Origin of the sequence: Tunturiibacter psychrotolerans, assembly GCF_051013365.1 — a bacterium.
Taxonomy (GTDB): Bacteria; Acidobacteriota; Terriglobia; order Terriglobales; family Acidobacteriaceae; genus Edaphobacter; species Edaphobacter psychrotolerans_A.
Map to the genome: position 1 here is coordinate 1,709,188 of NZ_CP132941.1, position 22,094 is coordinate 1,731,281.

Annotated in this window: 20 protein-coding genes and 1 tRNA gene; 4 read left to right on the forward strand and 17 right to left on the reverse strand. The window is 56.5% G+C overall.

Annotation, left to right across the window (positions count from 1 at the left end; genetic code table 11):
* Positions 1–159: 159 nt before the first annotated feature.
* The 7 genes from RBB76_RS07130 to RBB76_RS07160 all read right to left on the reverse strand — a co-directional run bounded on the left by RBB76_RS07130 (position 160) and on the right by RBB76_RS07160 (position 7,311).
* A complete protein-coding gene (locus RBB76_RS07130) occupies positions 160–507 on the reverse strand; it encodes a DUF3147 family protein (protein ID WP_429628113.1) in 348 nt (115 codons plus the stop codon).
* Between the two features lie 21 nt (positions 508–528).
* A complete protein-coding gene (locus RBB76_RS07135; RefSeq protein WP_429628112.1) occupies positions 529–1,062 on the reverse strand; it encodes an inorganic diphosphatase in 534 nt (177 codons plus the stop codon).
* Positions 1,059–1,544: a low affinity iron permease family protein gene (locus RBB76_RS07140; protein ID WP_429628111.1), complete on the reverse strand. Its 486-nt coding sequence runs from the start codon at positions 1,542–1,544 to the stop codon at positions 1,059–1,061. The genes RBB76_RS07135 and RBB76_RS07140 overlap by 4 nt, the downstream gene beginning before the upstream one ends.
* A 150-nt stretch (positions 1,545–1,694) precedes the next feature.
* Positions 1,695–3,998 carry a PAS domain-containing protein gene (locus tag RBB76_RS07145; protein WP_429628110.1) on the reverse strand — a complete coding sequence of 768 codons (2,304 nt, stop codon included), beginning with the start codon at positions 3,996–3,998 and terminating at the stop codon, positions 1,695–1,697.
* A gap of 856 nt (positions 3,999–4,854) precedes the next feature.
* Complete coding sequence (locus RBB76_RS07150) at positions 4,855–6,075, reverse strand: integrase (protein ID WP_433963537.1); 1,221 nt, start codon at positions 6,073–6,075, stop codon at positions 4,855–4,857.
* A 162-nt stretch (positions 6,076–6,237) separates the two neighbouring features.
* A tRNA-Thr gene (locus tag RBB76_RS07155) sits at positions 6,238–6,313 on the reverse strand.
* Positions 6,314–6,417: 104 nt separating this feature from the next.
* The gene (locus RBB76_RS07160; RefSeq protein ID WP_429628108.1) at positions 6,418–7,311 is read right to left on the reverse strand and encodes a LysR substrate-binding domain-containing protein; all 894 of its coding nucleotides are present in this window, start codon (positions 7,309–7,311) and stop codon (positions 6,418–6,420) included.
* A gap of 117 nt (positions 7,312–7,428) precedes the next feature.
* On the opposite strand from RBB76_RS07160, the gene RBB76_RS07165 reads away from it, so the two are divergent.
* Positions 7,429–7,920 carry a GNAT family N-acetyltransferase gene (locus tag RBB76_RS07165; RefSeq protein WP_429628107.1) on the forward strand — a complete coding sequence of 164 codons (492 nt, stop codon included), beginning with the start codon at positions 7,429–7,431 and terminating at the stop codon, positions 7,918–7,920.
* Between the two features lie 65 nt (positions 7,921–7,985).
* Here RBB76_RS07165 and RBB76_RS07170 read toward each other — a convergent pair whose 3' ends face one another.
* From RBB76_RS07170 to RBB76_RS07185, 4 genes are all read right to left on the reverse strand, one after another.
* On the reverse strand, positions 7,986–8,120 hold the full coding sequence (locus RBB76_RS07170) for a hypothetical protein (RefSeq protein ID WP_429628105.1): 135 nt from the start codon (positions 8,118–8,120) through the stop codon (positions 7,986–7,988).
* Positions 8,121–8,592: 472 nt separating this feature from the next.
* Positions 8,593–9,711, reverse strand: a complete 1,119-nt coding sequence (locus tag RBB76_RS07175) for a DUF6599 family protein (protein ID WP_429628104.1) — start codon at positions 9,709–9,711, stop codon at positions 8,593–8,595.
* Positions 9,712–9,837: 126 nt separating this feature from the next.
* Positions 9,838–11,223, reverse strand: a complete 1,386-nt coding sequence (gene fliB, locus RBB76_RS07180) for a flagellin lysine-N-methylase (RefSeq protein ID WP_433963538.1) — start codon at positions 11,221–11,223, stop codon at positions 9,838–9,840.
* 78 nt (positions 11,224–11,301) lie between these two features.
* Positions 11,302–13,545 (reverse strand): N-acetylmuramoyl-L-alanine amidase, encoded by a 2,244-nt coding sequence (locus RBB76_RS07185; protein ID WP_429628102.1) that lies wholly within the window; start codon positions 13,543–13,545, stop codon positions 11,302–11,304.
* Between the two features lie 214 nt (positions 13,546–13,759).
* Between RBB76_RS07185 and RBB76_RS07190 the strand changes: the two genes are divergently transcribed.
* Positions 13,760–13,927, forward strand: coding sequence for a hypothetical protein (locus tag RBB76_RS07190; RefSeq protein ID WP_183972968.1), 168 nt, complete (start codon positions 13,760–13,762; stop codon positions 13,925–13,927).
* A 49-nt stretch (positions 13,928–13,976) separates the two neighbouring features.
* Here RBB76_RS07190 and RBB76_RS07195 read toward each other — a convergent pair whose 3' ends face one another.
* The 4 genes from RBB76_RS07195 to RBB76_RS07210 form a co-directional block, all read right to left on the reverse strand.
* Entirely contained in the window at positions 13,977–14,654 is a 678-nt protein-coding gene (locus tag RBB76_RS07195) for a hypothetical protein (protein ID WP_429628101.1), read from the reverse strand.
* Between the two features lie 227 nt (positions 14,655–14,881).
* Positions 14,882–17,692, reverse strand: coding sequence for an alanine--tRNA ligase (gene alaS / locus RBB76_RS07200; RefSeq protein WP_429628100.1), 2,811 nt, complete (start codon positions 17,690–17,692; stop codon positions 14,882–14,884).
* Between the two features lie 466 nt (positions 17,693–18,158).
* Positions 18,159–19,121 (reverse strand): amidohydrolase family protein, encoded by a 963-nt coding sequence (locus RBB76_RS07205; protein ID WP_429628099.1) that lies wholly within the window; start codon positions 19,119–19,121, stop codon positions 18,159–18,161.
* 40 nt (positions 19,122–19,161) lie between these two features.
* A complete protein-coding gene (locus RBB76_RS07210) occupies positions 19,162–20,070 on the reverse strand; it encodes a hypothetical protein (protein ID WP_429628098.1) in 909 nt (302 codons plus the stop codon).
* A 68-nt stretch (positions 20,071–20,138) separates the two neighbouring features.
* Here RBB76_RS07210 and RBB76_RS07215 point away from each other — a divergent pair, with 68 nt between their 5' ends.
* Together RBB76_RS07215 and RBB76_RS07220 are read left to right on the forward strand one after the other, a co-directional pair.
* A complete protein-coding gene (locus RBB76_RS07215) occupies positions 20,139–20,330 on the forward strand; it encodes a hypothetical protein (RefSeq protein ID WP_429628097.1) in 192 nt (63 codons plus the stop codon).
* Between the two features lie 33 nt (positions 20,331–20,363).
* Complete coding sequence (locus RBB76_RS07220; RefSeq protein WP_429628096.1) at positions 20,364–20,747, forward strand: RNA-binding S4 domain-containing protein; 384 nt, start codon at positions 20,364–20,366, stop codon at positions 20,745–20,747.
* 105 nt (positions 20,748–20,852) lie between these two features.
* Here RBB76_RS07220 and RBB76_RS07225 read toward each other — a convergent pair whose 3' ends face one another.
* Positions 20,853–21,473: a regulatory protein RecX gene (locus RBB76_RS07225; RefSeq protein WP_429628095.1), complete on the reverse strand. Its 621-nt coding sequence runs from the start codon at positions 21,471–21,473 to the stop codon at positions 20,853–20,855.
* Between the two features lie 46 nt (positions 21,474–21,519).
* On the reverse strand, positions 21,520–22,047 hold the full coding sequence (locus tag RBB76_RS07230) for a GNAT family N-acetyltransferase (RefSeq protein WP_429628094.1): 528 nt from the start codon (positions 22,045–22,047) through the stop codon (positions 21,520–21,522).
* Positions 22,048–22,094: the final 47 nt, after the last annotated feature.

Sequence of the window (22,094 nt, forward strand, 5' to 3'; positions counted from 1 at the left end):
GAAGATGGCCGGAAATGCCAGAAAAAGCCCCCGACGGCAGGGCCGAATCGCTTTGCGATAAGCCCCGCCAAAACGGTACATATCCCACCAAAGAGAAACCTCATCGCGTACTCATGCGGCTTGGTCTCCCGAAGCGAAGACAGATCCACCCTGATCATCTCAGTGTGACCTCATTATCAGAAACCATAAGCCCAATGAAACGCCGAACCATACAGGCATAAGACTTATCGTCGCCGCGAGCGTCGAGGGCTTATAGCGTCTGAGAACTTGCGAGACAGCTATTGTGTAAAAGAAAAATCCAACTGCGCCAAGAAGCATAGATCTCGATTCGATCGCAGCGTATTGGGCCCCGCTCTTTGCGATCGTGAGCCCGACGGTTGCTAAAGCAATCGATGGCGCTGCTCCAAACAGGCCGGCAAAACTCTTGGGGCGAAGTGTATCTCCAATCGTGGAAAACAAACTTACTACGAAGCCCCCGATAAGGAATCGAAAGATTATCTCGCTCATTGGCTGTAAAACCTCTTCATCTCAGCCGGCTTTCATCGCCTCTTTAATCAAAGTCATCGCCGCGTCGGCGCCTTTACATCCCAGTAGGCGATATTTTTTCCCTTCAAGATTGTGATAGTTCACGAAGAAGTCCTGCACTTCCTTCATCCATTGAGAAGGGAGGTCTTTGAGCTTTCGAACATTGGCGTACTGGTGGTTTGCTTCTGCTACCGCAATCAACCTGTCGTTTCTGATCTTCTTTTTCCCATCCAGTTGTTCCCCTTCAATCACACCCACGAGTCGAGCACGTACCGCGCACCCTGGAAACGCGGGCTCATCCATCAGCAAAAGAACGTCGATAGGATCACCATCCGGTGCAAGGGTCTGAGGAAGAAAGCCGAAGTCATAAGGAAACACCATGCCAGCAGGGAGCACCTTCTTGAGTGCGAAGATCCCCTGATCGGGATCATAGGCGAATTTGTTTCGGCTTTTGGCAGGTGTCTCGATGATGATTTGTACCAGTCCTTCTTTTTTATCGAGGGGTTTCAGTTTTGTTGGATCCGCCAAGGACTTCATGCTTCTACCTCTTTTTTGCCCACATTGCTACGTTTGTTTCGTTCCATGCATTCAGCCCGAATCGTTTCGTAACGAGACTGCAGGACATCTAATTCCTCATCACTCAACTTCTCGATGTCCATCATTTGATCGCCGGCAGCGTCGATGGCATGGATAAGCTCGTTCAGCTTGAGATTGATCGCTCGGGCATCCCGGTTCTGAGTGTTTTGAATCAGGAAGACCATGAGAAAAGTAACGATGGTAGTTCCCGTGTTAATGACCAGCTGCCACGTATCTGAATAGTGAAAGAGCGACCCCGTAGCTGCCCAAATCACAATAAGCAAGATGGCCGCTAGAAACGCCCACTTCGATCCCAACCATCCCGAAGCCACAGTTGCGAACTTTCCGAATGCATCTCCTCTCGTCTCTTTAGCAATTTGAGTCGAAAGTCTCACTGCAGTTTGGTTCGGTAACTTTTGGTTTGGTAATCGGGTTTTCGTCACGTTAGCTCCTGGCTACGGATCCAAGCGATGCCACCGAGCCGAGCCAACTTCACTCAAACCGTCTCGAACCTATTGCACTGATCCTGATTGGCTTGCCTAGCCTCAATGAGATGACGATTTCAGTACAGGATGTTGTATGGCTCTGGGCTCTTACCTGGTCACCGCGTCGAACGGGAGGAATAATGAGAAGACCGTTCCGCTGCGACCGTACCTCTCACTGGTCCGAAAGCGCAATGTTCCTCGGTGTCGAAGAACGATCTCGCTACTTACCCAAAGTCCGAGACCAGTTCCACTGATGCCCTTCGTCGTGTAGAACGGCTCAAATATGCGTGTCGCGACCGAAGTTGACATACCGCTGCCGGTATCTGCAACGGTGATAACAAGTCCCGGTCGTTCCGTGTTCCATTCTCTTCCGACGCGACTACGCAACAGAAGCCGGCCGCCACCCAACGGTTGCATGGCATCAATTGCGTTGCTAACCAGATTACTGAGCACCTGTCGAATCTCTCCCTCAAAACACCGCACTGCTGGCGCTATGCGTTTGCGCTCTTCGACGCGTATGCCATAGTTCACAATGCGGCTCTGAAACATCGAGACGATGCTATCTATGAGCTGATCCCCGGAGATCTCCTGGGGACTGCTCGACTGCTTATGAAAGCGAAGAGTTTGATTGACGATGACTGACACTCGACGCAGTTCGCGTTCCGCAGTCTGGACATATGTCCTGGTCTCCGTCATGTCGTCGCAACGTTCCGCCAGATATAAGAGATTCGTGACAGATTCAAGCGGGTTATTGATTTCGTGCGCAATCGAGGACGCGAGCCGTCCCACCACTGCTAGCTTTTCACTCTGCATCAGAGCAAGCTCGGCCTTCTTTTGGTGGGTAATCTCGAGCGATGCTGCCGAAATCGCCTGAACGGTGCCATCCGCCCCAAACACTGGGAAGTAACTCACAGTCCAGTAGCGGTGCTCGCCGGGGCGTGTGGCCAATTCTCCTTCCAGAGGAAAATTGACGACCGGCTGACCGGCAAGCACTTGTTCAAACAACTCCTTAAGCCCCTTAATCGGAGCCATCTCGGTTAGGGTACGGCCAACTACCTGCTCCGGCTTCAGTCCGAAAAACTCCGCTTGCCTGTCGTTTAGCCTCAGATATCGGAAATCCTGTGTATCAAACAAAGCCAAACCGATCGGAGCCGTACGATAGACGGTTTCGATCTCTGCAAGCTGGCGTTCTGCTTGTTCGGAGTTACTCTTCAACGCTTCGCGAGCACTCTTCTCGTCAGTCACATCTCGAGAAAAGGTAACGATTCCCTCGGGTGTTGGGTAGACATCGATGTGAAGCCATAAATTAAGGGGCGCAGGATAATACGCGTCGAACCCACCAGAAACCCTCTCGTTCATCGTCCGGTAGTAATGTTCGACGTATGGAGACCCCTCGTAGACAGCGTCTGGGAATGCCTCCCAAATATTCTGGCCGAGGATCTGCCGATCGGAAGCATAGAGCTCAGTCGCCTTTGGATTGAGGTAGGTCATGACCCAGTTGCGGTCCACTGCCACAATTGCATCCGTCGTCGTCCCCAATACTTGAGTCAGGCGCTCGGTGAGCCGATCTCTCTCCCGCTCAGCGGCTCGCCTTTCTTCAATGTCACGAAATACAAGAACGATACCGTTGAGGACTCCTCTCTCATCGAGAATAGGAGCGCCACTGTCATCAATAGGGATATCTCTTCCGTCTTTGGAGATGAGAACAGTATGATTGGCGAGCCCAACCACCGAACCTGTGCTCCTGACTTTGTCGGCCGGACTCTCCACAGGTTGCCGAGTGGTTTCATTGACGATCTGAAAGACATTTGCCAGCAGCTCGCCCTTGGCCTCTCCAATCTTCCAGCCAATCAGTTGTTCGGCGACGGAATTCATCTGGGTTATGCGAGTCTCCGGGTCCGTCACAATCACGGCGTCTCCAATACTTTGCAGTATGCGCGAAGCGCGAGTCTCACTCTCTTTGAGGTCTTGGGCTGCATCCACTTCGCGAGTAATGTCCTGGCAGATGACAAGCACTCCCAGAACATCCCCACCTGAACCAAAGATCGGGCTATAGCTATAGGTCCACCGGATATCCTGCAACCTGCCGTCCCGGATGATCGGAACTATCGCGTTTTGGTGGTATACCGTCTCCCGATCATCCATGACCCTTCTTAGATTTGGGCCAACGATCTGCCAAGCATCGGACCAGCACTCCTCTGCCTTCTGGCCTAGACCTGATGGATGGCGCTCCGAGAGAAGGGGGATAAACGCATCGTTGTAGAGTTGCACCAACTCCTCCCCCCAGAACACCAGCGAGGGAAAGGCACACGCAAGCATGAGGTTCACGGAGGACAAAAGACCCTCAGACCAGTCCTCGACTCCCCCAAGAGGAGTTGAACTCCAGTCATGGTCTCGGATCAGGTCGGCCATTTGACTCTTGCCCTGGATCAGATTCCTATGAATTCTTTCAGCTTTAAGAGGGCTTGGAGTTTCATTTGGCATTGAGCAAGAGTGAACAACTAAAACAGCTTACTCGAATTTGGGCAGCGAACAAAGTCTGTTCGCGAACGTTAGCTGGACGACATCGGCGCCGATCCGATGTAGTTCAAAGCCCACTCCGCCAGCTACGCGACCGGCCACTTGTATCAGTCGACTGAGGCTTTGTTATGCGCCTGTTTGCGATAGGTTCCTGTCGCCGCACTTGGAATTGAATGCGACGAGATTCAAACCTTCCAACTGGAATCTTCCATAGCAAATCCATTCGGACGGGATGTCGACAGACACGCAGCTCACTTCACTGAATCTCCAATCGATCAAAATGACAATCCGTGTTGATCGCCGCCAGAAGAAGGGGACTTCATGGTATATAGAGGGGGACTTCTGGGTATGGGAAAGGGGACTTTGGGGTATGAAAGAGGGGACCTCGGGGTATGGTTTTCGTTTGCTTAAAGGAAGCAAGATGTGCAAGAAGAAACAAGAGGACTAGCAGGACGTAGTGGGCTTCAATTGTGGATCGGTGGCAATTCCGCACGTCAAATTGGCGCGTGATGGATCTTCAACTATCCGTGCTGAAAGCGAGAGAGAAATAAGGTGCAACAGCGGTACACACATCAGCTTCGCCTGGCGACAATAAATTGCTCTAAACTACGGATGCCAACTACTTAGGCCTGATCGAGATTCCGCCAATTATCTCTTTGTCATCATAAACTTACACCGATAAGCCAAAACTTATAATCCATCATCAAAAGCATTTCTCCCTGGGTCGCTCAGACCCCAGAAGTGGGCGCTATCGCGAGTCGCGCCGAGTTTCGCCTACCAAGTGAATCTCAGTGTTCATCGAACCATTCGATGGTTTTTCTAAGCGCGACGTGCGCGGGCGGCTTTTTGTCGGGAGTCTTTTAGTTAGCGTTCTGGGACCTGTTCCCGGATCCCTTCGTTTGGAAGCTTGATCAATCCTTGTTACAAGATCTTCCGCTCTTAGGTGCGTGTAGCGCTTGACCATCTGCATTGATTTATGTCCGCTTATGGCCGAGACCTCTTGATCTGAGAAGCCCGATTCGACGAATCGACTTACAGCTTCGTGACGCAGATCGTGAAAGTGGAGATCGGCTAGTCCGTTTTCCTTCTTGATCTTCAGCCAAATCTTGTTGAAAGTGTATGGTCCACGCTTCCCATGCCTGCCGGGGTCACCGAAGAAAACAAGGTCGGTGTCACCCGGTCTTGTCGAGATGTTGTGCGCTTGTATAAACAGATTTGCTGCAACGGCACTCAAAGGTACAGTTCTCGGTTGCGTGTTTTTGGTTTCGATTAGAGTGACGATGCGGCGTTTCAGATCAATTTGCCCCTGACGCAGCGTCACGATCTCGGACGAGCGCATCCCGGTTTCCAGTGCGATCCTGACGATCCAACCAAGCATGGGATTCGAATGTTGATCGACAGCGGTGAGCAGGCTGCTCTCCTCTTTCTCGGTCAAGCGGCGATTGCGACCCGGACCAGGCGAAGGACGGCGAACATTCAGAACTGGATTCGACGCGATCGCAACACCCCACTCTCTCATCGCGATGCGGAACATGTGCCCTAAGAGAGCGAGTTCGAGGCGAACAGTGTTAGCAGCTAACGGAATGGGATTGCCCTCCTTATCTCGCCGGTGCTCACCGGCAAGACGTTTGTCTCGATAGCCAGCAACTAGAGAAGGAGTGACTGCGGAAAGGGAGTATCTTCCCAAATGCTGCAACAGAGGTTTTGAAAAGCCACGTTCAGATATTTGGCTTTTGGGACGCTTGGTCGGAGTGATCTCGGCTAAATAACGTTCAATAGCTTCCTTGACGGTCATCCGATCCGCAGTCGCACGGTTGACGTAGACTCCGCGAACGATTTCATCTTCCGTCCGTCGTGCCCAATCTTCCGCGTCTCGTTTAATTCGAAACGTCTTGGTGATCATCGGCCAGCCGGTCTTTCGCACTACAGCTTTCCAGCTTCCAGAAGGGCGTTTAAATAGGGTTGCCATCGGGTCTCCAGCTCAACATTGCGTCCCAGCACTGTTCCCGAATTGTACCCCAACACGAAAACTAGGCGAAGATGGGTCAAATCTAGAAGACTGCACCCCGCGAGGGGATAATGTAAATACATGATTTATAAGATCAAATTCGCGTTTGCGGGAGGAAAGGAATGGAGCCGATGAGCGGAGTTGAACCGCTGACCTACTGATTACGAATCAGTTGCTCTACCAACTGAGCTACATCGGCCTGTCCCTCTATTCTAGCGGCTTCGCAGCCATCCGCCAAATCTTCTATCTGACCCGGTACTCTCGGCCGCGCTGCAAAGCCAAAATAACCAACCGCATCGAAAATTAAACCGCAAGGTGTCGATTCGCAATCTCGGTGAAGTTCCGTGCAAGAACACTCTCTACTCCCACCTTAACCCCGAGATCAATTGAAGTCCGGCACGCCGTGTTCACCTCTCGATAAACCACCCCCGGTACCGCGACCCTCGCAACACAGGCCGGCGCCAGCGTCACACCAAGCCCCGCGGACACCAACCGCACTAGCGTCAGCCACTGCGGCGCATCCTGAACGATGTTCGGGCGAAATCCACCCCGCTCGCAACAGGCGATGGTCCGATCGTAAGCAAGCGGCCCCATCCGTCGAGCAAACATGACGAACGGCTCTCCCTCCAGAGCCTTGACGCTCAAAGTTCTTCGCCGAGCCAGCGCGTGCGCCTCCGGCAGCACAGCCACATACTTTTCTTTCAACAACGTAGTGATGCGAATCCCCTCAGTCGGGTCCCCATCCCGCAAAAACGCAAGATCAATCTGCCCATTCAGCAGCGCCGCGATCTGCGCAGAGGTCACAAGCTCACGCAGACGCAGTTCCACCTTCGGATAACGATGCCGAAAACTCTGAATCGCGGCAGGCAACTCCGTAAACATCACCGAGCCGCTAAACCCCACGGTCAGCGTCCCCTCTTCGCCGCGCCCGAGTCTGCGAACCTGCGCGAGGTCTTCGTCCACCTTCTCCATCGTGCTTCGAGCACGCCTCGCAAGCAGCTGTCCCGCCGGCGTCAGCTTCACCCCCCGCGTCGTTCGCTCAAAAAGAGCATGACCAAGCAGCTGTTCCAGCCGTTTGATCTGTTGGCTTAGCGGAGGCTGCGCCATCCCCAGGCGCCTGGCCGCCCTACTGAAATGAAGCGTCTCTGCGACCGCGAGAAAGTAGCGTAGATGTCGCAACTCGATCTGGTCGCTCATACGCCAATGATATAGATTGCGACCTTTCACCTATTGGACATCCTGCGAAACTCCTCGTAGCGTTGACTTCAGGGAGACGCCGTTCATTCCCCGTTCACAAGAACCGATGGAGCCCCCATGAACAACACTGCTCTCGACTTCAAAATTCGGGAATTTGAACCAGGAGACGAGATCGCCTTCCGTCTCCTGAACGAAGAGTGGATCACCCGCGAGTTCGTTCTCGAGCCGAAGGACGTCTACTCCCTCTCGAACCCCCAAGCGACCATTCTCGACTGCGGCGGCAGAATCTTCTTCGCCATTCAAAACGGCGAGGCCGTCGGCTGCTGCGCCCTCGTCGCCATGGAACCCGGAGAGTTTGAAGTAGCCAAAATGGCCGTAACGCAGGCCTGTCAGGGTAGCGGAATCGGCCGCCGTCTCCTCGAAAAGGTCGTCGAGGAAGCAAGAATCTCAGGCGCAACCCGCCTCTACCTCGAGACCAACCACAAGCTCACCCCTGCCATTCATCTCTACGAGGCAGTCGGCTTCCGACGGCTTCCGCCCGACCGCGTAGTGCCTTCTCCCTATGCCCGTGCAGACGTCTCGATGGAACTATCCTTCCCCACTCCGTAGAGACACGTCGTCACAAGTCGCTCCATTTTCAAAATCAAACACAACACGCGACTCGCTCCTCCGTGTCACGGCGCATCAGTCCGGTCAGAGTCTTCCCACCTGCAATCCATCCCTTCTTCCAGACCGGTTGGCCACACCAGCATCGCAAGTGCAGCCTGAGCGATCGCTATTTGAAACACCGGATGCAGACCCTGAGACATAAAACGCCTCTTCCTTCGAAGAGCCTTCAGTTCCCTGCTCTCTGCATCGACAACGACGCGCTCCGCCATGAGACAGTGGCTCGAGCGCATACGGTCTTCGTCAGCTGATCTCCCACTTTGGTAACCATCCACATCGAAAAAGTCGCCCTCAAAACACCTCCCAAACAAGCGAAGAGGCCACCCGGCAACGAGGTGGCCTCTTCTTTAGGGAGAATAGTTCCAACGGAGGCAAAGCCATCAGAACTTTCTGGCGAAATACTAAGTTTGGCGATATGACGTGTCAAGGCCAAAACTCGTCTGCTGTAAGTCCTTGTTAAACATACCGTTACGGGGGTTACTAACATGACAACATCGCATCCGATGTTCGCCTTACGTTCGCTTTAGGCCTGCCCAGGAAATCTCAAACGGCATTCCTATCAGCCGCTTAGCCCATTCCATGCACCATCATCAGTGCAGATATACCAGCCAGCCGTCATCCACGGCCGGTCGACTTCGGATCCCCCGTCTGAATTCGGGCTGCACTTCCGCTCAGATCGATCCGAAGGAACTCCGGCTCAGTCGCCGCCGGCTTACCCTGAAGTACCCTGATCGCAGCTCGCCCGCCACCCAGAAACAAGGCCAGAATTACCGCGGCCAAAGCCCCCAGTCCGCAGAACACCAGAATGCTGGTAAGCAGGCTCACGGTCTTCTTGATCTCCGCATGGAACTCCGGCGGTACAGGCTTGTTCCACGTCACCTCGCTCCGCAGATGAATCCCCTCCACCAACCTCTTCGCCTCCTCCGCGTTCCACGCTCCGGTCGTCAGCAGCACAAGTGGTCCCTCACGCCTCAGCATCACGGTTCCGGCCGCACCACCCTCCCGGTTCATCTCCGTCTCGATCTGCCGCCCGTGGTCGCCCGCAATCTGCGGCGTCGGGTAGAGCAGCATCGTCAGCGTGCCCTTCCCCTCATACTTTGCCGTCACAACCTCCGCAGCCTTATCGAAGCCAACAATCTCCGCCGGCAACACCCCACCCATCGCCTTGTAACCCACCGGACCGAGCGCATAACGCTGCGACCCTTTTTCCAACCCCTTCGTCGGCAGATAAGTCGGCAGCAGGGGAGACATCCCCTTAGGCCCTCCCACCTTCGGCAGCCCAGTCTCCACCGTTCGCAACAGCGCCTCAGCCGAAGCCGAACTACCCTTCAGATTCGCGACCACCACAGACACACCGCTCCGCACGACATAAGGCGCACTCTTGTACAGGTAGTCATACGCCGCCGCCGCTCCCGTAGCATCCACAAACTGATAGACCGTAATCGTGCCGCTTGATGCCGGAGCGCCAGCCACCGCACTCTGCGGCCCTCCGCGCTCATACCGCCGAATCCCATCTTCCATCAGCACCGGTCCATCTGCCCCACTCCACGAAGGAACGCCATTACCCGCATCATGGTCCGGCCCTCCCCGCAGCGACTCCGGCAGCAACGGAGCAGGAGGCTCCGCCAACATCACCTTCGGCGTCTGCCCCTCCAGCGAAACCGCCGACACACCCACCATCGCAAACGCCAGCAAAACCGCCGCCACTACCCGCATCCGAGAAGAAAAACCCATACGTGGTCAGACTACACCAGCGCCTGAACGTAAGCCTAGATGTCAAACCCCGTCGCTCACCATCGCCCCTCTCCCGCCGACCCAATCCTCCCCTCCCAACTCGCCACCGAAGACAATCAACCCGCGTCACTCGACAGGAAACCTCAACAGAGTCGCAATCCCCTCGGGATCTCCCAACCCCCTGCTGGCAATCAATTCATTGATCTCCTTCAAATAACTAGGGCTATGCTCCACCGTCTTCGAAAACGACTGCACCAGCCTGACCACATGCTCCTCTCCAAACGCCTCTCGCGCATGACCCGCCATCCCAACCAACAGCCCATAGACCAGCGCATACTGCGTCACCATTAACATGTACTCGTCAAAAATGCCCTGCGGAGTTATATGAGCGCTCGCCTCCCGGCCAAACGGAAACAGCGTCCTATAGATATAGTTCAGCAGATAGTTCTCCAGAACATGCGGATGCGCCGCAAAGAACGGCGCGCAATACTTCGCCTCCGCCTCCACGTAATGGAGCGCATCGCTTGCCGCAGTCGACCCCGCAGAATATCCGATGCCCTGCAAAAACTCGTCGAAGCACTCCAGGAATCGTTGACCACAAGAGCCCGCACGAATTCGCTGGTCGATCAGCCGAAGCACCACATCCAACTGCACCGCAGGCCGCGCCGACACCATCTCCAGCTTGTCGCGCAGCGCTCCCGATTCCACAATCTCCCAATAGCTCCTCAGAATCTCCGGCACAGCATCGTCTTCCTGCGCACTCACCACCTCGTTCAGACGTTTACTCAGCATCCCCAGCAAAAACAGCCTCTGCCACAGCGGACGCCCACGATCCTGAATCATAGCCACCACCAGGTCCCGAACCTCCCAGAAGTAGCGCGTCGGTTTATGAATCGGCCCATCCCCACTCGTCAGCCGCGAAAACTGATCCATTCGAAAGTGACCCGAACTAGCATTCCCCACCGCCCACGTCGAGTCGGCATCGAGCAACACCTGCCGCGCTGCCTGCGGACACGACAGATAGAGCGAAACCTCAAGCTCATCCTCCACGCTGTTCAACGCACGAGGATAAGTGGAACAAGTAGCAGACAGCAGCTCCGAACCAAACTCCTTCTGCACCCCACAGAGCCGCTCAGCCGAGAGAAAAGGACATCGCCCCAAAGCATCCGGCTGAATCTTCGCGTAAAGAGAATCGGTCGCCCCCACAGGAAGAATCGAGACATACTGATTCACCAGAGCACCCAGCTTCTCCTCCGGAAACGCCTGATACCCCTCGTACGTTTTCTTATCGACCAGAACGCTCATGCCATGACAACAGGAGTCCTCGCACTCAGTCCCGATACAGTGAAAAGCACTCCCGTAAAGCGGTTGAATCTTCTGCGTCTCCGGCCTCATGGACCTCCTCAGGAAGCACGCCGAGTCGTCTCGAAAGCACGAGGCTCGCAACGCATCTTCGCGCGAAAAAATATCCGCGACGACACAACAGCAAATGCCTTGCCATCCCTGGAACATCCAGATTGGAAGAATCTAAGAATCAATCAAACCGTCGTGCCACCCCAACCCACCAACAAAAGGCCACCCGCCAAAAAATCAATTCCCGCTAGCCCGCTCCGTCGGCACCTTGGCCCCGCTCAACCCACCCGCATATTTCGCGACCCCTTTATAGAGACTCTCCGCCACCCGCTCCCGATAATCCGGCTGCTGCAACTGCCGAGCGTCCTTCGCATTCGTAACAAATGAAATCTCCGCCAGAATCGAAGGCATATTCGCCCCAATCAGCACCACAAACGGAGCCTTCTTCACCCCGCGATCCTTCAACCCCGCATTGCCTCGCTGCAACCCACCATACAAACTCTGCTCCACATCCGCCGCAAACTCCCGAGACTCCTCGATCTTGTCCTTCAACGTAATCTTCTTCACCAGATCGCTCAACTGATGGATCGACTGATCCGATACCGCATTCTCTCTCGCAGCCGTCTCCAGCGCATCCGGCGACGAAGTGAAGTTCAGATAATAAGTCTCCACCCCACGCGCACTCGCATCCGCCGACGAGTTCGCATGGATCGAAAGAAACAGATCCGCCTGCGCCTTATTCGCAATCGCCGTCCGCGTCTCCAGCGGAATAAACGTATCGTCCGACCGCGTATAAATAATCTCCGCCCCCAGCCGGTCATGCAGCAGCTTGCCCAGCCGCAGCGCCACATCCAGCACAACATCCTTCTCTTCAATCCCATCAACGCCAAGCGTCCCCGAGTCATGCCCCCCATGCCCCGCATCGATCACGATCCGCCCGATCTTCAACCCCAGCGCCCGCACCATCGACGTCTCGCCATCCGCCGTAGGCACCGCCGCCCTTGCCGGCACAGCATCCGCGTCCTTCACGGCCTTACCCTTCTTCAACCGCTTCGGCGCCACCGCCACCGGCACATCCGAAGCAGTTCCAACTGCAGCCGCAACGCCACCTTCAGCCACACCAGACGATTCCGCACCCGAATCTTTCTTCCCCGAAACCACCGCCGAGATCGGCTGCGAGGTCGGCTGACTCGTCGCCTCCACCTTACCCGGCTGTGCACTCAGCGCCGCCACATCAAACGAACTCCCCGACTTCACCGCCGTCGTATTCGGCACCGTCGGAGCAGCCGATGCCGCCCTCTGCATCGGAACGCTCACCGCCGGCGCACCCGGCTCCGCCTTGCTCCCCCCGTGGATATCTATAATTAAGCGATAGGGATTCGGCAGCAGAAACGCCGAGTACTCGGTCACATCATTAACATCCAGCACCACGCGCGTCATGTCGTTAGAGAACTGCGCCGCCCGGATCCTCTTCAAATATCCATCATCGGTCACCGCAAAGCTCTTCCCCACCAGCTCCTGCGCCAGCCGCGTCCCATGCAGATCGAAGTAGATCCGATCCGGATTCGGCACCCTCGCCGCCTCATATGTCACATCGTCGCCCAGGTCGATCGCCACCCGCGTATAGTTTGGCGTCGACCAGTGCCGAATCCCCGACACCTGTGCCAAACGCCCACGCCGCACCGTCTTCGCAACATGCATCGGCGCAGCACCCTGCGCCCCCGCACCCTGCGCTTCACCAGCCAAAGCCCCACCCGCAGCCGCATCGACGGCCTCATCCATCGGCGACGAAACTCCCGCCGGTACTGCACCCGCCGCCTTCGAATCACCCACACCCGAAGCAGTCGCCGAAACCCCACCCATTCCAATCTCCTTCGTCGCAGAAGGCACAACCGGAGCCGGAGCCGGAGCAACCGCAGCATCCTGTACCCCACGCCCTGCCCCTTGCTCCAACGAAGCCAGCCCAGCCCGCGCCTCCTCCGCCTTTTCACTTCGCGGATACTGCTTCACCAGCAGCGAATATCTCTCCCGCGCCGCCTCCACATCATGCAGATCATTCTCATAGATCTGTCCTTCCGCCAGCAGCGCACTCACCCGCAGCGAGCTCCCTGGATACTGCGTCCGTAAAAACTCATACTGTCCCACCGCCGCCTTCAGACTCTTCGCATCATGCAGCCCGCGTCCCTGTTCCGCCAGCAGCTCCGCCACCGCATTCACGCTATCGGGAGCATGAACATCCCTCGGCGACTCGTGATACACCGCGCGAAATCCATCCATCGCCCGCGTATAGTCCGCCTTTGTCCGCGTCCCTTCCGGCATTGCCTCCAAGGTCTCACGACCCCGCTCCGCCTGCTCCCACGCGCTCAACTCCACATGCTTCTTCTGCGCCGGCTTCGCAGGCAGAACCTGCACCATCGCGCAGCCCAGCACCACGGCGCAACCACCACTCCACAAAAAACGAGTTGTCTTCCCTAAGCCCATTGTCTTCTTCAAAAAATCGAGAGACTTGGCTAAGTTTAAGAGAGCCCACCCCAAAACGCGTGTGAAAAGAACCCCCGTACACCCCCCGATACCCCCTGCGATTCCCAAAACACAATCTATGGTGTCCCCGCGAACCCACTACCCAACGCCAGTCACCATTTCAAGCTCAACGTTTCATCACCCAGCCCAAAAAACTTCCTGTACACTTTCCCGCATGGTAGATATCGATCTTCTCGTCGCAGCTCTTCGCAAGCGCGGCCACAAGGTGGAAGGCATATTCAAAGTCCCCGACAACGCCGGCGACTACGAATTCGTCGTGGACGGCAACACCCTCAACCTCGCAGAGACTCGCCAGCTCCTCGAATCCGAAGAACCCAAATAGCCACCACTGTCGCCACCCAAATCTGTTCCGCAACAAAGCCATCGCTGCCCTAATGAAGGTCGTAGCGCATATGCTGCGGCCCTTCTTTGCCTTCAAGAAACGCCTTATCATCAGCCGCAGTCACCTTAGCAGAAAGAACAAGATACGAAAGATGAGCCTGCCACACCCCAAATCGCTCCAGCGCAGCGCTCGCCTGCTCCTTCGTGACACCTCCGTGTCCGAAGTCCGTCTTCCGCATCACCCCGACAAACTGAGCCTCGTCGTCCAGAATCTTGTCCTGCATATCTAGAAAACTCTGCTGCTCGTGATAGACCGACGCGTACCGCTGTGCCTCTTCATACGGCATATACGTCAGAGCTCCCGTCGTCTGCGCCGTCTTCCATGCAGTATCCTTCAGACCAACGATCGAGAAATCAGCTGCGATATCGGCATCCTTCACTTGTTTGTCCTTGGGATCGCGCAGTAGCTTCGTCAGAACGTCGATGTTGTTCGCAATCGCCTTATCTTCCTTCTCCAGATTCGCAAGCGCCCCGTTCATCGACTTGCTGTTGCTCTGGATCTCCTCACGCAAGGTCGCGCGGGCTTCCTTCACCAGCTTGTGCTCCCGATGCAGCTCCACGCATCCTTCAATCCCCACCGCAATCAGAAGCCCCACCGTAATCGTCAGCAGATGAAGCAGAAAGTCTTTCACGCCGTGTATCGGCTCATGCGGAGCATGCACATCCAAGGTCCCTCCTCTAACCGCATATTCGCGATCGTCCTACCGGCGAGACAGTCTCACCACCGCATCTCACCCGCCGTCGATAGATTCTAGCTCACCCTCTAATCCCATCCATCCACTCGCCAGCCACCGCAATTTCGTCATCTCGACGAAGCAGCGAACAGTCTCACCGTTCGCTGCGCAGTGGAGAGACTCCCGCATCTTGCTCGAACCACCAAAAACGGGTTGGAGTCCTAGCCCAACAAGCCACCAACCACCTCAGCCGCACTCTTCAAAGCCGCATCCAGCGACCCCACATCGCTCCCACCAGCCTCCGCCAGATCAGGCCGTCCCCCGCCCTTCCCTCCAACCTGCGCCGCAAGCTGACCAACAATCTTCCCCGCCTGCACCTTCGCAGTAAGATCCTTCGTCACCCCCACAATCAACGAAACCTTCCCGTCAACAGCAGCGCCCAGCACCACCACACCACTCCCTAATTTGATACGCAGCGAATCCACCAGCTCCCGCATCTGTGCCTTCTCCACGCCATCCACCCGCTGCGCCAACACCTTCACGCCCTTCACCTCCACGGCAGACGAGCTCGCATCCGACAACGAAGCCGAAGCCGACTTCATCCGAACCTGATCCAGCTCCCGCCGCAGCTTCTTCATCTCCTCTTCCTGCGCCGCAATCCGCGCACGCAACGCCTCCGCCGGAGTCACCTCATCCGACGAACTCCCCAACATCGCCCCCACCACACGAGCCACCTCAAAATCCCTCCGGAACTCATGCAGCGCACCCGTCCCGCTCACCGCCTCCACGCGCCGCACGCCCGAAGACACCGACCCCTCACCCACCACCTTGATCACGCCAATCTCGCCCGTCGCCCCCGTATGAATCCCACCGCAAAGCTCCGTCGAAAAGTCGCCGATCTTCACCACCCTTACCTTCTCGCCATACTTCTCGCCAAACAGCGCCATCGCACCCAGCTCATTCACCGCCACGTCGATCGGCACATCCACTAGCGTCTCCACCTTCGTATTCCCCATCACCTGCCGATTCACAATCTCCTCGACCTCGCGCAACTCCTCCTCGGCCACACCCGTAAAGTGCGAAAAATCAAACCGCAGCCGCGTCGCATCGTTCAACGACCCCGCCTGCTTCACATGCTTGCCCAGCACCTCGCGCAACGCCGCATGCAACAGATGCGTCCCCGTATGATTCCGCGTCGTAGCCGCCCGCACCGCACCATCGACCACCGTATCCACGGTATCGCCCACCGCAATCGTATGATTCGCCCTCACCTTATGCGCAAACACACCCTGCACCGGCTTGGTCGCACCACTCACCTCAGCCACCACCAGGTTATGATCCCCCGAGTACAACCACCCCTGATCCCCAACCTGCCCACCCGAGTCCGCATAGAAACTCGTAACGTCGAGCACCACCTCACCCGACTCGCCGCCCTTCAACTCCGGCACACCAACGCCGTCCTTCACGAGCGCCAACACCTTCGCCCCATCCACCCGCAGCGTCGAGTACCCTTCAAACTCCGTCTTCGGCAACTCCCGATAAACCGGCGCCGCCGACTTCTGCGACCCCCCCTTCCATGAAGCCCGAGCCCGCTGCTGCTCCTCTTCCTTAGCCGCATCAAACCCTGCCTGATCGAAAGCAATACCGGCATCACGCGCCGCATCCACCATAAAATCCAGCGGCATACCGTACGTCTCATAGATACCGAACGCCATCTTTCCATTCAAAACGCCTTTATTCGATGAAGGCCACGTAAATGAGTCCAGAACCTCTTCGGTAACCGAATAAGAATTGCTGAGCGAGGCTCTAAGTTCAGGATGCAATTCGAAAAAACGCTGAACCTTCGCGGACTGCAATGCAGTATCCAAAATCTTGAGACCGGTGGCGAGCACCCTCGCAAACTGCTCCTCCTCCGCCAACACCACCTTACTCACCCGCTCCGCCGACTCCTTCAACTCCGGATAAGCCACCTGCATCTCATCCCGAACCGCAAACACCATCTGATACATAAACGGCTTCTCCTGCCCCAGCAGCCGTCCATGCCGAATCCCGCGCCGCAGAATCTTCCGCAGCACATACCCTCTGCCCTCATTCGCAGGAAGCACGCCATCCGAGATCAAAAACGTAGCCGCCCGCGCATGGTCCGCAATAATCCTCAAGCTCGCACGCGACCGCTCATCGACCGCATGCTCGGGCTCAACCTTATGCCCGGTCAGCTCCTCCGCCCGCGCAATCAGCGGAGTAAACAAATCCGTCTCAAAGTTCGACAACACTCCCTGCAGCACCGCCGCAATCCGCTCCAGCCCCATGCCTGTGTCAATCGAAGGCTTAGGCAGCGGAGTCAGCGTCCCATCGCTACTCCGATCAAACTGCATGAACACCAGATTCCACACCTCGACATAGCGCTGATCATCCTGCGGAAACGGCTTATCAACTCCCGCCTCCTCAGCTGCCTCAACCCCCATGTCGTAAAAGATCTCACTACAAGGCCCACAAGGCCCCGTGTCGCCCATCTGCCAGAAGTTATCCTTGGCCGACATCCCAAAGATCCTCTCCTTCGGCACCCCAATCTCAATCCAGAATTTCTCCGCCTCATCATCCCGCGGAACCTTCGCATCACCCTCAAAGATCGTCACATAAAGCCGCGAAGGATCGATCCCAAAGCAATGATCATGATTCGAAGTCAGCAGCTCCCAAGCATAGGCAATCGCATCCTTCTTGAAGTAATCTCCAAACGAAAAATTCCCCAACATCTCAAAGAAGGTATGGTGCCGCCGCGTAAACCCAACGTTCTCCAGATCGTTGTGCTTTCCCCCGGCCCGCACACACTTCTGCGAGCTGGCCGCCCGCGTGTAATCCCGCTTCTCGTTCCCAAGAAAGACATCCTTAAACTGATTCATCCCCGCATTGGTAAACAGCAGCGTAGGATCGTTCACCGGCACCAGCGAAGAAGAGTGCACCCGCCGATGCCCCTTGCCCTCAAAAAACCGCAAAAAATCTTCCCGAATCTGGCTACCCGAACGATTAATCATAAGCACCAAGTTTATCAGCGGTAAGATGAAACCCGATGAGTTCGACTCCGACTGAAAGCCATCTCGGCTATATCGACCAGATTCTTTGGAGCCGAATCATCTTCGGTGGCTGCGCAGCCCTAGGCACACTGCCATTCTTTGGATGGCCACTTGTACTCTCCGCCTCACACCTCAATCTGCAAACGATAGTTTCCATCTTGACGTGCGTGACAGTCTTTCCGGCGTGCGTCTTAGCTTTCTGGCACAAAATCATAGCCTCTACCTGGCTGATTACAATTGCAATACTCTTGGTCTTAACTAATACCGAGACGAGAATCTATCACGGCGATCGGTATATGTTGGGTCTTCTTGCAGTGCCCGGTCTATTCGGCTTGATCTCCTCCGCTCTCCACTGGCCGCCACTAGTCGACAGGAGGAAGTAAAAAAATGAAGCTCTGGAATCGTCCTAAGCTTTTTGCGCTACGCATCAACCCAACACCTTCGCCGCATTCCCACCCACCAGCATCTCCATCTCCGCCACAGACAACAGACCCGCCACCTTCTCCAAAAAATCCTTCCCCTTCGTATTCGCACTAAACGGATAATCCACCGAGTACATCATCCGCTCAATCCCAACCACCTCCAGAGCACACTCCAGCGGAGGCAAGGTGAAGTACCCGCTCGTCGTCATGTGAATATTCGTCTTGAAATAATCCGCCACCGTCTGCTTCAACTTCGCCGCCCCCGACAACATCCCGCTCGACCGAGCCAGCGCAAACGGCAGCCCCTCTCCCATATGCCCAATAATCAACTGCAACCCGGGCACTTTATCGAACAAGCCCGACACAATCAGCCGCAGCGTATGCAGCGCCGTCTCCGAGTGCCATCCCCAACCCGCAATCGACAGCATCCGTCCCATCTCTCCCGGCAATCCTGAGTAGTAAGCCTCGCGCACTGGCTCCGGCGGCGGCGCCGGATGCAGATATACCGGCAAATCAAGCGCAGCCGCCGCTTCGAAGAACGGCAGAAACCGCGCATCATCTAAGAACCGTCCCTCCACGGTCCCATTCACCATCACTCCACAAAACCCGAGCTGCTTAACGCAGCGTTCCAGCTCCCTCGTCGCCTTACCCACATCCTTCAGCGCTAGCGTAGCAAATCCAGCCAGCCTCGTCGGATTCACCTTCACCGCCGCCGCCAACTCGTCGTTTACCTCTCGCGCCACAGCGGTCCCATCAGCCGCATTCAACCCCTCCAGCCCAAACGCAACCAGCGACATCACCTGCAAATCGACCCCACCCTCATCCATCGCTGCAATCCGCCCCGCGCCCAGGTCCAGCAGCTTCGCCTGCATCTCAGGAAACTGCATCCCCGTCTTCGCGGAGTACTCCGCCGTAGCCCGCACATACGTCTCAGTCAAAAAATGTTCTTCCAGCGTGATCGTTTTCATCTCACCTTAGACGCCATCCATCCACGAGAGTTTCCCGCACTCACCCCACCAACCCTGGCACCCACGTCTGCCCTTCCATTCGAAACACCTCCTCCTCCGTCTTCCGCAACGCAGCAAACTCCCGTCGATGCTCCGTCATCACCATCGCGGTCACCAACGCATCAAACGCATCCTCCGAAGCCCGCGCCTTCGCCATCACCAATCTCGAAAGCCCCGCATACATCGCACTCTCCTTCCGCTTCTTCGCAAGATAAGCCGTCCGCGCCACCTCCGAACTCTTATTCACCGCTCCCGTCATCAACCGCGTATAAATCTCCACCACCGTCGGCGCCCGCTTCACATCCGGCTCATCGTACGGCCAGATCCGAAACCCAGCCTCCCGCAGCACCAGCAAACCCGGCATCCCCCGCAACGAAGCCGTCCCCACCGCCCCCGCCCCGCCAATCTGAAACACCGACTTCGGCGCGATCCCCGCAATCCTCGCGATCTTCAGCGGATCGGTCATCTCTGCCCTCACCTTCAACACCGTCTCCGCCCTTCGCAACATCCTGTGTGCATGCTCCCCGGAAAACTCCGCAGGCTTCTTCCCATGCCGTTGCGAACCCGGCACGCCCCAAAACCGCACATCCTCACAGTCCCGATGCAGCCACTTTTCTCCCTGCCCATCCGCAACCAATCGCCAAAACTCCGGCGCCGACCCAATTCCCAACTCCTTCAAAAACCAAGCCGGATAGCTAAACGTAAAGTCAAACCCCACCACCATCCGCGGAGTCTCCTCGCTCATCTCAATCAGCCACGCAATCAACTCCTCCCGCGTCCTCCCACCCTCCAGCGTCACCCGCCCCGTAGAGGCCGTCCAAACCCCAGCCCAAATCTTCCTTCTCTGTCCAGGCCCCTTATCGCCCGACCAGTCCACACCCACCACCCGCTGCAACCCGCTCTGAACCATCCTTCTATCATCCACCCAAGGGAACTTTTTCCGCAGCCGACCGTTTAATCTCTACAGGAGAAATACGAATGCTCAACCTCTTGCTCTTTCTGATCCTCATGGTCTTCTGTTGGCCCCTCGCTCTCGCGGCGCTCCTCCTCTATCCGCTGATCTGGCTCATCCTCCTCCCCTTCCGTCTCGTCGGAATCGTAGTCGGCGGAACCTTCGAGCTCATCGCCGCACTCTTCTACCTCCCCGTGCGCATGCTCCGCGCCATCTAACACGCACTTGCAGAAGTAGAAGAAAATAGATCCATGACCGGCACACGCATCGACAAGTGGCTCTGGGCCGCTCGCTTCTTCAAAACCCGCGAGCAAGCATCCAAAGCCTGCGACATGAACCGCATCACCTCGAACAACATCTCCGCCAAGCCCTCCCGCGAGGTCCGCACAGGCGACAAGCTCCGCATCAAAAACGAAGCGGGCGAATTCGACATAGAAGTCCTGGCCCTAAGCCAGCAGCGCGGCTCTGCAGCCATCGCCCAAACCCTCTACCGCGAAACCGAAGAAAGCAAAGAGGCCCGCCGCAAAGCTGCCGAAGAACGCAAGCTTCGGGGCCCTATCGCATACGCCGCCCCGTCAAAGCGCCCAACCAAACGCGACCGCCGCCTCATCCACAGCTTTCGCGGCGAGTACTAATCGGCGCTAGTCTCCACTCCGAGCATCGCGAGGACCACGCGAAGCAATTACAAGTCACGAAGTGACCGCCCTCCGCGTAGGAGGCCCGTCCGGCAGGACACAAAATCACTCATCATCATTCTGCCGCGCATAACCATCCGAGTCCCCCGTCCGCTCCTCCGGCTCCGCATAAGAATCCGAATCCACCCCACCTTCTTCCACTCCCGCCAAAGCCTCCTCCGGCAGATCCCAGGCCTTCAGCAACTTGAAGATCGCATTCGAAGAAAACCCAGCCCGCATCAGCCGATTCATCGTCCTCACGGTCTCCTTCTGCGCATTCTCCCCACTCGGCTGCTTCATCCTTTTCCGCGCAATATACTGCCGCGCCAGCGCCACCTCATCAACATCCTCATACGCCGTCTCCAGCGTCGAGGCCACCAACTCTTTCCCTACACCCTTCATCATCAAATCCTGCTGCACACGCCTTCGCCCAAACTTCTCATGCTCCTTCCGCACCCGCGTGTAGTCTTCGGCAAAACGCGTATCGCTCAAATAGTTCAGCTCTTTCAACCGCACAATTACCGCGTCCATCGCCCGCTCCCCCGCCTCACCCTCCTCCGCGCGAGCCTTCATCAACCGCCGCAGATCCCGCACCGTTCGCATCCTTCGCGCCAGTGTCCCCACTGCATACTCAAACAACCCAGCTTCACCCACCGGCTCCCGCTTCTTCGGTCGTGCAAACGCCATCACAATGCCCTCAATCCATTCTCACCCAAGGCATCCACTCTACGTCTCACTTCACTCGCGACTCAAACAAAAACAAGACCCACGCACTCCCTTCACGCTCGAAAGCAACTGAATGAATCTTCTCTCCCGTGAAGGATGAAATCGCTCCCTGCCAAAATCGCCGCGCCGCATCGTTTTTCTCCATCACCCGAACCTCCCACCGCCCCGGAAACCGCCGCCACACCTCATGCGCCACTTGCGTCCCAATCCTGCGCCTTCGGTATCCACGAACCACAAAAAACTCCGCCATGTCCCAAACCGCTTCCTCTTCAGAGATCACCGACCCTCTCCGCACCAGGACCAGACCCGCAAGTCTGCCGCCCACTCGCACAAGAAATGGAAATCTCCCCGGCTCCGTCCAGTAAAGCGGAAGTGCTCCATAGCCGAACCTACCATCTTCCCCAACATCCAGATCTCGCAGTTCACTGAAGTCGTGGGCATACAACTCCAGGAGATTCGCCAAAACCGGCTCTTGCTCCCACGCAGCCGGCAAAACTTCGACCCGCGGATCTGTCTCCCAACGAGCCTGGCTCATCGCCTGCATCCAGAAAAACTCTGGCCTCTGGCATTCACGGCGCTCTT

What these genes read in the sequence shown, in the direction of transcription:
- RBB76_RS07130 (WP_429628113.1), bottom strand. Translation starts at nt 507, where the DNA reads ATGAGCGAGATAATCTTTCGATTCCTTATCGGGGGCTTCGTAGTAAGT.
- RBB76_RS07135 (WP_429628112.1), bottom strand. Translation starts at nt 1,062, where the DNA reads ATGAAGTCCTTGGCGGATCCAACAAAACTGAAACCCCTCGATAAAAAA.
- RBB76_RS07145 (WP_429628110.1), bottom strand. Translation starts at nt 3,998, where the DNA reads ATGGCCGACCTGATCCGAGACCATGACTGGAGTTCAACTCCTCTTGGG.
- RBB76_RS07150 (WP_433963537.1), bottom strand. Translation starts at nt 6,075, where the DNA reads ATGGCAACCCTATTTAAACGCCCTTCTGGAAGCTGGAAAGCTGTAGTG.
- RBB76_RS07160 (WP_429628108.1), bottom strand. Translation starts at nt 7,311, where the DNA reads ATGAGCGACCAGATCGAGTTGCGACATCTACGCTACTTTCTCGCGGTC.
- RBB76_RS07165 (WP_429628107.1), top strand. Translation starts at nt 7,429, where the DNA reads ATGAACAACACTGCTCTCGACTTCAAAATTCGGGAATTTGAACCAGGA.
- RBB76_RS07170 (WP_429628105.1), bottom strand. Translation starts at nt 8,120, where the DNA reads ATGTCTCAGGGTCTGCATCCGGTGTTTCAAATAGCGATCGCTCAGGCT.
- RBB76_RS07175 (WP_429628104.1), bottom strand. Translation starts at nt 9,711, where the DNA reads ATGGGTTTTTCTTCTCGGATGCGGGTAGTGGCGGCGGTTTTGCTGGCG.
- fliB (WP_433963538.1), bottom strand. Translation starts at nt 11,223, where the DNA reads ATGTTCCAGGGATGGCAAGGCATTTGCTGTTGTGTCGTCGCGGATATT.
- RBB76_RS07185 (WP_429628102.1), bottom strand. Translation starts at nt 13,545, where the DNA reads ATGGGCTTAGGGAAGACAACTCGTTTTTTGTGGAGTGGTGGTTGCGCC.
- RBB76_RS07190 (WP_183972968.1), top strand. Translation starts at nt 13,760, where the DNA reads ATGGTAGATATCGATCTTCTCGTCGCAGCTCTTCGCAAGCGCGGCCAC.
- alaS (WP_429628100.1), bottom strand. Translation starts at nt 17,692, where the DNA reads ATGATTAATCGTTCGGGTAGCCAGATTCGGGAAGATTTTTTGCGGTTT.
- RBB76_RS07205 (WP_429628099.1), bottom strand. Translation starts at nt 19,121, where the DNA reads ATGAAAACGATCACGCTGGAAGAACATTTTTTGACTGAGACGTATGTG.
- RBB76_RS07210 (WP_429628098.1), bottom strand. Translation starts at nt 20,070, where the DNA reads ATGGTTCAGAGCGGGTTGCAGCGGGTGGTGGGTGTGGACTGGTCGGGC.
- RBB76_RS07215 (WP_429628097.1), top strand. Translation starts at nt 20,139, where the DNA reads ATGCTCAACCTCTTGCTCTTTCTGATCCTCATGGTCTTCTGTTGGCCC.
- RBB76_RS07220 (WP_429628096.1), top strand. Translation starts at nt 20,364, where the DNA reads ATGACCGGCACACGCATCGACAAGTGGCTCTGGGCCGCTCGCTTCTTC.
- RBB76_RS07225 (WP_429628095.1), bottom strand. Translation starts at nt 21,473, where the DNA reads ATGGCGTTTGCACGACCGAAGAAGCGGGAGCCGGTGGGTGAAGCTGGG.
- RBB76_RS07230 (WP_429628094.1), bottom strand. Translation starts at nt 22,047, where the DNA reads ATGAGCCAGGCTCGTTGGGAGACAGATCCGCGGGTCGAAGTTTTGCCG.